At 52.9% G+C, this 9,858-nt stretch carries 6 protein-coding genes; 3 read left to right on the top strand and 3 right to left on the bottom strand.

The window, feature by feature from the left end:
- Positions 1 to 513 precede the first annotated feature (513 nt).
- Positions 514 to 1,905 (top strand): malic enzyme-like NAD(P)-binding protein, encoded by a 1,392-nt coding sequence (locus NDI52_RS28820; RefSeq protein WP_190769958.1) that lies wholly within the window; start codon positions 514 to 516, stop codon positions 1,903 to 1,905.
- A 526-nt stretch (positions 1,906 to 2,431) separates the two neighbouring features.
- Positions 2,432 to 3,604 (top strand): aminotransferase class V-fold PLP-dependent enzyme, encoded by a 1,173-nt coding sequence (locus NDI52_RS28815; protein WP_190769957.1) that lies wholly within the window; start codon positions 2,432 to 2,434, stop codon positions 3,602 to 3,604.
- A gap of 95 nt (positions 3,605 to 3,699) precedes the next feature.
- On the opposite strand, the gene NDI52_RS28810 is transcribed toward NDI52_RS28815, so the two are convergent.
- Positions 3,700 to 4,275 (bottom strand): GNAT family N-acetyltransferase, encoded by a 576-nt coding sequence (locus NDI52_RS28810; protein WP_190769956.1) that lies wholly within the window; start codon positions 4,273 to 4,275, stop codon positions 3,700 to 3,702.
- A gap of 299 nt (positions 4,276 to 4,574) precedes the next feature.
- Entirely contained in the window at positions 4,575 to 5,309 is a 735-nt protein-coding gene (gene cysH / locus NDI52_RS28805; RefSeq protein ID WP_190769955.1) for a phosphoadenosine phosphosulfate reductase, read from the bottom strand.
- A gap of 230 nt (positions 5,310 to 5,539) precedes the next feature.
- On the opposite strand from cysH, the gene NDI52_RS28800 reads away from it, so the two are divergent.
- Positions 5,540 to 5,797, top strand: a complete 258-nt coding sequence (locus NDI52_RS28800) for a glutaredoxin family protein (protein WP_190769954.1) — start codon at positions 5,540 to 5,542, stop codon at positions 5,795 to 5,797.
- Positions 5,798 to 6,094: 297 nt separating this feature from the next.
- On the opposite strand, the gene metH is transcribed toward NDI52_RS28800, so the two are convergent.
- Positions 6,095 to 9,709 carry a methionine synthase gene (gene metH, locus NDI52_RS28795; protein WP_190769953.1) on the bottom strand — a complete coding sequence of 1,205 codons (3,615 nt, stop codon included), beginning with the start codon at positions 9,707 to 9,709 and terminating at the stop codon, positions 6,095 to 6,097.
- Positions 9,710 to 9,858 lie beyond the last annotated feature (149 nt).

The following is a 9,858-nucleotide window of genomic DNA, read 5'->3' as shown; positions in this document are numbered from 1 at the left end:
AAAAAGAAAGTTCCAAAACCCGAACGGCAAAAAGACAAACCTCATGTCTCCACTGCTCGATTGCTGAGTGAATCGAAATCTAAAAAAGATAAAAAAGCACCTTGAAAGGGCTGGGGCCTATAACCCCTAAAAAATTCCTTAAATTTAACCTCAGTTCGGGATAAGCTGAAGTGCTCATTTTGGCGTGCGCAAAGCGCACGCCAAAATGAGCGTTTTCGAGTGCCGCGCGTCGCGCGGCACTCGAAAACGCCCTTAACCCGAACTCAGGTTAAATTTAATGTTTAAGTGTAAGGCTACCCCACACTTAAACATTGACAGACCTCTAGAATCCATCGACAGAATGGTGTGAACTAAGACAGTCCTATCCTTCCTGCTCCCTTAGTCTGGGAGGATGTTGGTATTGAGACGTTGTGAACAGAGCGCCCCTCAAGCCAGTTCAGGACTAGAGGAACCCGATGAACGGTAAAATCGAAGTCCACGTTTTCTATCGCCACAGTAAGTTGAGTGCAATGTATGGTGAGTCTGACGCCGAATCCTAGCTATAGTGTGACCGTCCGAGTGCAGCTTTCAAATCAGGTGGGAACGCTAGGCAGCCTGACCCAGGCCATTGGTATGGCCGGAGGAAATATCGGCCAGATTGACCTGGTTGAGCAAAACCGCAAAACCCTGGTGCGCGATATTGTTGTAGATGCCGCCAGCACAGACCAGGCTGAGGCTATTGTGGCGGTCATCAAGGACGTGCCCAATGTGAAGGTGCTCAGCGTCTCCGATCGCACTTTCGATCTGCATCGGGGTGGCAAAATCCGTGTGGAATCTAAAATTCCCCTGCGCCATCAAGACGACCTGGCCATGGCCTATACCCCAGGAGTGGGGCGCATTTGTAAGGCGATCGCCGAAGATCCCACCCAGGTTCATCGTCTAACCATGAAAAGTAACTCCGTTGCCATCGTGACGGATGGTAGTGCCGTGCTGGGGTTAGGTAACCTGGGGCCAGAAGCAGCCCTGCCGGTGATGGAAGGAAAAGCTATGCTATTCCGGGAATTCGCCGGAATCGATGCATTTCCTCTCTGTTTGGCAACCCAAGATCCCGACGCCATTGTCGAAACTGTCAAGAACGTGGCTCCCATCTTTGGTGGCGTGAACCTGGAAGATATTGGTGCGCCCCGGTGCTTCGATATTGAGCGACGGCTGCAGCAAGAACTGAACATTCCCATCTTCCATGACGACCAACATGGCACTGCCATTGTTACCCTCGCCGCTCTGTTTAATGCACTGCGACTGGTGAAAAAGTCCATGTCTGACGTCAAAATTGTGATTAACGGTGCGGGTGCTGCTGGAGTAGCGATCGCCCGCCTCCTCCGTAAGGCTGGAGCCAACAACATCCTCATGTGTGATTCCAAAGGTATTCTGAGCAACGCTCGGGAGAACCTGACTGCCGAGAAGAAAGAGTTTGCGGTGGATGACAATGGCAATCTGGCTCATGCCATGGAAGGTGCAGATGTGTTTCTGGGTGTGAGTGCTCCCGGTGTAGTCACACCCGAGATGGTGCGCTCCATGGAAGGAAACCCCATTGTCTTTGCCATGGCCAACCCAATCCCCGAAATTCAGCCGGAACTGGTGACGGATGATGTCGCGGTGATGGCGACGGGCCGCAGCGACTATCCCAACCAGATCAACAACGTACTGGCCTTCCCTGGGGTTTTCCGAGGAGCCCTCGACTGCCGTGCGGCCACAATGACCACCAGCATGTACCTGGAAGCGGCCAATGCGATCGCCTCCCTGATTAAATCAACGGAGCTCGACCGCGAACACATCATTCCTTCGGTGTTTGATACTCGCGTTGTCACCGCTGTTTCCTCTGCGGTTCAATTTGCGGCCCGCCAGGATGGTGTTGCTGAGAGTTAGACTCAGGCCTTTAGTGTTACTGCCGACAGCGGAGGTTCCGCATGCAGCAAAATACCTGACGGTGAAAAAGCCAGGCTTCCAGTGTTTTTAAAGACACTGGAAGCCCACCATCCTCTGATAAACGTGACGGAGTATCAATGGGGTCAGGCAATTCGTAGAGGATGCGCTATTTGGCGGTCGTGCTTCAAATGCGTAGTTGGTTATTGTAAGAAAGGTGCTGAGCGCCCCCTTTCATAGCCATCAACCACACGTCTGGAACAGCACCGATTTCGTCGATTGGATCGATGCGTTTGCTTCTGAGACGCATTTCTCCCTGAAAACACGTAAAACTACGGTTACTTCATAAAATCTACATATCAAAAAAAAGTCTAAGGAAGGCTAGAGAGCCTTTCAGTTCGCTGTTTCACTCGCGTCAAGCTGAAACAACGAATTTTCTCAACGACAAAGAAAGTATTTTGCCTTGGTCAAACATTAGCGCTTTTGAACCAGGCTGACTAAAATCGCAGCAAAACTTGAGTTTAGAGTTATGTCTAATCGACCCATCTATCTTGATTACAACTCCACAACACCCGTGGATGATCGCGTACTGGATGCCATGATTCCCTTCTTCCGCGAGCATTTTGGGAACGCCGCCAGCAAAACTCATATGTACGGATGGGAAGCGGAAGCCGCCGTTAAACAAAGCCGTGAGCTACTGGCCGAGGCCCTTCACGCTGAACCTGAGGAAATCATCTTCACCAGCGGCGCAACAGAATCTAACAACCTGGCTATCAAAGGCGTTGCGGAATCTTATCTGGATAAGGGACGACATATCATCACCGTCGCCACCGAACATGATGCCGTGCTGGATACCTGCAAGTATCTAGAAACCCTGGGGTTTGAAATCACCCGAATGCCGGTTCAGAGTGATGGCTTACTGGATCTGGCAAGCCTGGAAAATGCGATTCGAGCGGATACCATTCTGGTTTCGGTCATGGCAGCCAATAACGAGATTGGCGTGTTGCAACCGTTGGCTGCCATTGGCGAAATTTGTCGCCACCACGGAGTGCTGTTCCATACGGATGCGGCTCAGGCGATCGGCAAAGTTCCCCTCGATGTCCAGGCTATGAACATCGACCTGATGTCCCTGACGGCCCACAAAATCTATGGTCCTAAAGGCATTGGCGCACTCTATGTGCGGCGGCGCGATCCCCGTGTACAGGTGGCAGCTCAGCTCCACGGTGGCGGTCATGAGCGAGGGATGCGATCGGGTACGCTCTATGTACCGCAGATTGTTGGTCTTGCCAAAGCTGTGGAACTGGGGTTAGCCGAGCGGGAAACCGAGTTTGCGCGGTTGGTGGGATTGCGCAACCTCCTTCTCCAACATATTCAAGAATGCGGCGGGATTTATCTGAACGGGCACCTCACTCAACGGCTTCCGGGCAACCTCAACATCAGTGTTGCTGGCGTAGATGGCAAAGCGCTTCTCCTGGGTCTTCAGCCTTACATGGCGGTTTCTGCTGGATCCGCCTGTAGCTCTGCGAAAAGCAAACCGTCCCATGTGCTTAGTGCGATCGGACGGAGTCATGATCTCGCCTACGCATCTCTACGTTTCGGGCTGGGCCGCTTCACTACCCCTGAGCATATTGTCCAAGCGGGCACCCTTGTTACACAAACGATCAACGCGTTGCGTGGAGTTGATCAACGGAAAGTGTCTTGATGAGATGCAATGGCTAAAACAGAGCTGCGAGACGCTAATGTCTCGCAGCTCTGTTTTAGCCATTTTGTAAATGTTGTGTGGGAGTGCGATCGCCCTCAACCACCCTCTGTCCCAATACGCTTTGCCATAAAAATATCGGGCTTGCCAAAACCATTGGCGTCGGGAATCACTCCCACAATTGCAAACCCCATCTTCTGGTAAAACTCGAAGGGATGCCCCTTCACATTTTGAATCGATGCCAAATGATTCAAAGGGTCTGGATACAAATCAATTCCGGCTAACGACGTAAACCCTGCCTCATCATCAGTACCAACATAAAGGTTACGCCCTCCCCGCTGCTGAACTAGAATCTCTAAATCCTGGACTAACCGCCGTCCTACCCCCTGCCGTTGATGCGATTTTGCGACGACCAGAGGATGCAACTCCCACGTATGACCGTTATATTGCGGTGCCGAGCCAATCCAGCCGACTACGGCACCGCTCTCCAAAGCAATGCGGCTGATGCGATCGGGGTAGAGCGAGTCCTGCACCTCCTGTAGGCCATCTTCAAAAGTCGGCCAGGCATCTGGAGCCATCTCCCGAAATTCTTCCACCAAAAGTTGCGCCGTTTGCCGCAGGTAAGCACTCTGGGTTGGGAGCAAATCCACAATCTCGATTCCACCACCATTCATAATCAAGCCCCCTCATTTAAGTTCTAAAAGAACCGTGCCATTGATATAAACCCAATGGTTTTACAGCATTTTCCAACCTGTGAGGTACGAGAGATGTATGGGACTTCGCTACACCCATCTCTCGTACCTCGCAGGTCGGGCGGGTCTTATATCAACAGCACGATTCTTTTAATCCACATAAACAACCTGCCCCCAGCTTAGTGCCAGAGACAGGTTGACCGAAAAAATCCTATGGATGATTTAAGGGGTTGGGCGATCGCCCAGAGCAAAACGGCTTACGTCCCTTCTGCCCTCTGCCTTTAGTCTTCCATGTGAATGCCACACTCAGTTTTGTCCATACCGCGCCAGCGTCCAGCACGCTCGTCTTCGCCTTCTGCAACAGGGGTGGTCAAAGGCTCATCACCAATGCTGGGGTAACCCTGGTCGTGCAGAGGGTTGTAGATTACACCGTGCTCCTGAACGTAAGCCCAGGTTTCCTTACGAGTCCAGGTCGCGATGGGGTTGATCTTCAGGCGCTGATCGTTGTCGAATTCAAAGATCTCCAGGCGGGTGCGGGTTAGAGCCTGATCGCGGCGACGGCCAGTAATCCAAGCGCCAGCTTGCAGTTCGCTCAAACCACGGAACAGGGGTTCAATTTTGGTAATCCGGTGGAATTCGCGTACATCGCTTTCCCACAGGGCGGGGCCATACTTGGCTTCGAATTCTTCTCGGTTGTTCAGCTCGGGCATTTTGTAAACCCGGAGATCTAGATTGTAGGCTTCTTTTACCTTGGCAACAGTTTCCAGGGTTTGGGAGAAGTGATAGAGGGTATCCAGGAAGATAACGGGCACAGGCTTGCTGGGAGCCAACTGCTTGTAGAGAATGTGTGAGATGACGATGTCATCTACATTGAAAGCACTTGCCTGTACGATTTGGGTGGGAAGATTTTCCAGAGCCCAAGCCAGAATTTCTTGGGGATGGGCTGTCTCAAATTTCTCGTTGAGTACAGTCAGGTTCAAATCCTGAACACGGGTGGCAGATTGAGAGATGACCATATCTTTAGAATTTCTTCGTTTCGGTAAATCAATAATATCGTGAAAAGGCACATATTCCTATCGGGATACGAGATTTCTTGATTGAATCCTTACCTAAATCGCTAGAACCCTTTACTAAAGGGAGTTCTCAAAAAGAGTAAAAAACCGATCGCTTGGTGTGCTTTGATCCAGTTGGTAGTAGTAAAGCGCTCATCGTCCCCCACTACCGCCTGAATTAACGCGTAGAAATTATGAAGTTAATCCTTTACAGCAAGCCCGGATGTCATCTGTGCGAGGGGCTTCAGGAAAAACTGGAGCAGGTTCAAAGTATCCCTATCGAACTGGAGGTTCGCGATATCACCACCAACGAGGTGTGGTATGACGCTTACCAGTTCGAAATCCCTGTCTTGTTCCGGGGTGGGGTGAATCCCACACAACTTCCGCGCCTTTCTCCGAGGGCTTCGGTGGCTCAGGTGGAGAAAATGCTACAGCAGTATGAGAACGAGTGATCGATTGTGCTCGTCTAATCGATCACTCGGTTACGACTCAAAGACCTCTTGTGTGAAACATTGCGCAGCTACCCACACAATGTTTCACACAGGAGGTCTTTTGATTTTGTAGATGGGTTGCAAAGACCTGGATTGGAGGCGTGTCGCCCTAGAAACCTCCCATCTGGGGAACGGCCGCCTATCCCACAGGGCTTCTCGGCCAAGGTGCTCCCTGTAGGATGTGTTAGGCCGCTTCGCATCTGTGGGGCTTAGACCAGATTTAGGCCGGTTCGTTTAACCTGCGTTTAGAGCTGGATTTTAGGCACTGAAGTACTTCGCTACGGGGTGGTAAGCGATGATTGCCGTTGTTGATTGCTCGGGGTAAAGCTGCTCGCTTTCGTCCATGTGAAGGCCAATGCGATCGCCCCCCAATAAATCCAACTGCACATACTGATCCTGGATATTGGGGCAGGCGGGGTAGCCGAAGCTATAGCGCGATCCCTGGTAGCGCTGAGCCAGGATATCGCGAATGTTTTCGGGGTCTTGATCTCCAAAACCCAGTTCGCGGCGGATACGCGCGTGTGTCCATTCCGCTAAGGCTTCGGCCATCTGCACCGCAAGGCCGTGGAAGTAGAGATAGTCGGTGTACTGGTTAGCCCCAAAGAGTTTTTGGGCGTACTCTGTGGCAATCTCGCCCACGGTGACCGCTTGCATGGGGAAAACGTCGAAACGGGTGGCTCCTTCTTTTTCTGCAAAGAAGTCGGCGATACAAAGGCGGCGGAGCGATCGCTGCCGAGGAAATTCAAACATCGCTACCGGGCTAGGTAAGGACGTTGCATTTAACGTCCCTACCCCGTCGGGATCGTAAATGTGTAAAGAATTTCCTTCAGCGAGACAGGGGAAGTAGCCATAAACCACCTGGGGATGCAGCAGGTTCTCCGCCACAACCCGTTGTTTCCATTCCTCCAGCACAGGATAGACCTTCTCCGCCAGGAATGCGTCATACTCTTCGCGGGATTGCTCCTTTGGCTTGCGGAACTGCCACTGGCCCGCGACGAGTGCTTGTAGATCCAGATGCCAGAACAATTCCTCCATGGGAATGTCTTCGGGATTGAGGATTTTGGTGCCCCAGAAGGGGGGGGTGGGTCGAGCAATATCGAGGGCAACCGCTTCTGAACGGCGAGTGTCGATCACAACGGGTTCGGCTGGCTCCTTAGAAGCAGCCTTTTCCACTTCAGCGGTATCCATTACCTTGCCATTCGCCTGGGGCTCTTCGTCTAAAAAGCCCTTCAAGTCATCCCAGTTACCTGCGGTTTTGGCAGGCATCAGCTTGTCCATGAAGTTCAGGTCGGAGAAAGCATCTTTGCCGTAAATCACCCGGCCTTTGTAGGTATTCTGGCAGTCCTCGTAGACAAATTTTGGCGTTAGAGCCGCGCCACCCAGGATGACGGGAACGGTGATGCCCCGCTCGTTGAACACGGCCAGGTTTTCCTTCATGAAGGCGGTGGATTTTACCAGCAGGCCGCTCATGGCGATACAGTCGGCTTTGTGCTCGTTGTAGGCATCAATGATGTTGTCCACGGGCTGTTTAATGCCCAGGTTGATCACCCTGTAGCCGTTATTGGTCAGAATGATGTCCACCAGGTTTTTGCCGATGTCATGCACATCGCCCTTTACCGTCGCGATCAGGAAGGTGCCCTTGGTGCTGTTGGAATCCTCCTTGTCCATAAAGGGCTCCAGGTAAGCCACGGCTGCCTTCATGGTTTCAGCAGATTGCAATACGAAGGGAAGTTGCATCTGGCCGGAGCCGAACAGGTCACCTACCACCTTCATACCGTCCAGCAGAAAGGTGTTGATGATGTCGAGGGGTTTGTAGGATTCGAGGGCGATCGCCAATGCCGCTTCCAACCCGATTCGCTCCCCATCAATAATGTGGCGCTTCAGCCGTTCCTCAATCGGCAAGGTATCCAGGGAATCCTTCTGGCGGGTTTCCTTGGCCGAAACCCCTTCAAATAGATGGGTCAGTTCACCCAGGGGGTCATAGGTGCAGACATCGCCATCAAACTCCCGCAGGTCATAGATCAGCTTGCGGCACACTTCTTGATGGGCCGGGTCAATTTTCGCCAGGGGCAGAATCTTGGCCGCACTGACGATCGCCCCATCCATACCCACTGCCGTCGCTTCATGCAGGAACATGGAGTTCAGCACAATCCGCGCCGCTGGGCTCAGACCAAAGGAGATATTGGAAACCCCCAGGATGATGTGGACCCCCGGCAGGTTCTCGCGGATCATCCGAATCGATTCAATAGTCGCCTTACCGTTGGCCCGATCCTCCTCAATCCCGGTGGAGATGGGGAGGGCGAGGGGGTCGTAGAAAATTTCGTGGGGGGGGATGCCGAATTCGAGAGCGTCGCGGTAGGCCCGTTGAGCGATCGCAAACTTTCTCTCCGCCGTCCGAGCCATCCCATCCTCATCGATGGTACCAACGACGATCCCGGCACCGTATTCCTTCGCCAGTTCCAGCACCTTAAAGAAACGCTCGTCACCATCCTCGTAGTTGGTGGAGTTGAGGATGCACTTGCCGCCCGCTACCTTAAGGCCCGCTTCCATCTTTTGCCACTCGGTGGAGTCGAGCATCAGCGGCAGGGTGGCATTGGTAACGAGGCGGGACACTAGTTCCTTCATGTCCTTCTCGCCGTCGCGGCCCACATAGTCCACGTTGACGTCGAGGATGTGAGCCCCTTCTTTGACTTGCGATCGCGCTACCGAAACCAATCCATCCCAGTCCTCAGCATTCAGCAATTCCCGCACCTTCTTAGAACCACTGGCATTTAGCCGTTCACCAATAATCAGGAAGGAGTTGTCTTGCTCATAGGGTTGTGCCGAGTAGATAGAGGCCGCTGAGGGCACATAGCTCAGGGCTGGACGGGGATCATGGGGGTCAGCCTGGCCGTTCAGCTCCCATCGGGGCACACGGACAGGCCGCTCCTTGGGCTTCAGTTGAGTAGAAGCCTCCGCCAACTGCTGGATATGGTCGAAGCGGGTACCGCAGCAACCGCCAATTACCTGCACCCCCAGATCTTCCACGAAGTGATGGAGAGCCATCCGCAGCTCCATGGGTGTCAGCTTGTAGTGGGCGTGCCCCCCGACGTTCTCAGGAATCCCAGCATTGGGGATACAGGAAATGACGAAGGGAGAATTTTGGGAGAGGTAACGAATGTGATCGGCCATCCGGTCGGGACCCGTGGCGCAGTTCAGACCCAAGATGTCGATGGGGTAGGGTTCCAGAATCGACAGCATGGCCGAGACATCGGAGCCGACCAGCATGGTGCCCTGAATTTCCATGGTGACGGAAACCATCAGGGGAAGGCGATCGCCCTTCTTCGCGAACACCTCTTCAATACCGTTCAACGCCGCCTTAATTTGCAGTACGTCCTGACAGGTTTCCACAATCAGCAGATCGACGCCACCGTCATACAACCCCTCCACCTGCTCTGCGAAGGAGGCCTTCATGGTGTCAAAGTCGATATGGCCCAGGGTGGGCAACTTCGTCGTCGGGCCAATAGAACCTGCCGCAAAGCGAGGTTTTTCGGGCGTGGAAAACTCAGCAGTGCAGCGCTTCGCCAACTCCGCCGCCAGTTTATTCATTTCATAGGTATGGCCTTCCAGGCCATATTCTGCCAAAACGATAGAGGTGGCCCCAAAGGTATCCGTCTCAATTACATCGGCCCCAGCCTCCAGGAACCCCCGGTGAACATTCGCCACCGCCTGGGGTTTGGTCATCACCAGGTACTCATTGCAGCCTTCGTACTCTGGCCCCCCAAAGTCCTCTGCCGTCAGGTTTTGGGTTTGCAGATTTGTGCCCATCCCGCCGTCAAACACGATAACCGGGCGATCGGGACTGTAAAGGCGCTTAAGAAACAAGCTTTCCATATGGATTTCTGAGTGAAGGAGCAGACAGCAGCAGGCGATACATCTACATTACCAACCGCTCATTATTCTAGAGGATGTTTCCTACCCAGAAATTCCCTGAGATTTGTCCAATTGCTTCTAGAATGAGGTTGTCCAAGCCTTCGCTCCAA

The sequence above is a fragment of the Leptolyngbya sp. PL-A3 genome (assembly GCF_039962325.1).
Taxonomy (GTDB): Bacteria; Cyanobacteriota; Cyanobacteriia; order Elainellales; family Elainellaceae; genus Vacuolonema.
Note: the sequence above shows the minus strand (reverse complement) of the source record. Positions and strands in the feature narration are given on the sequence as shown.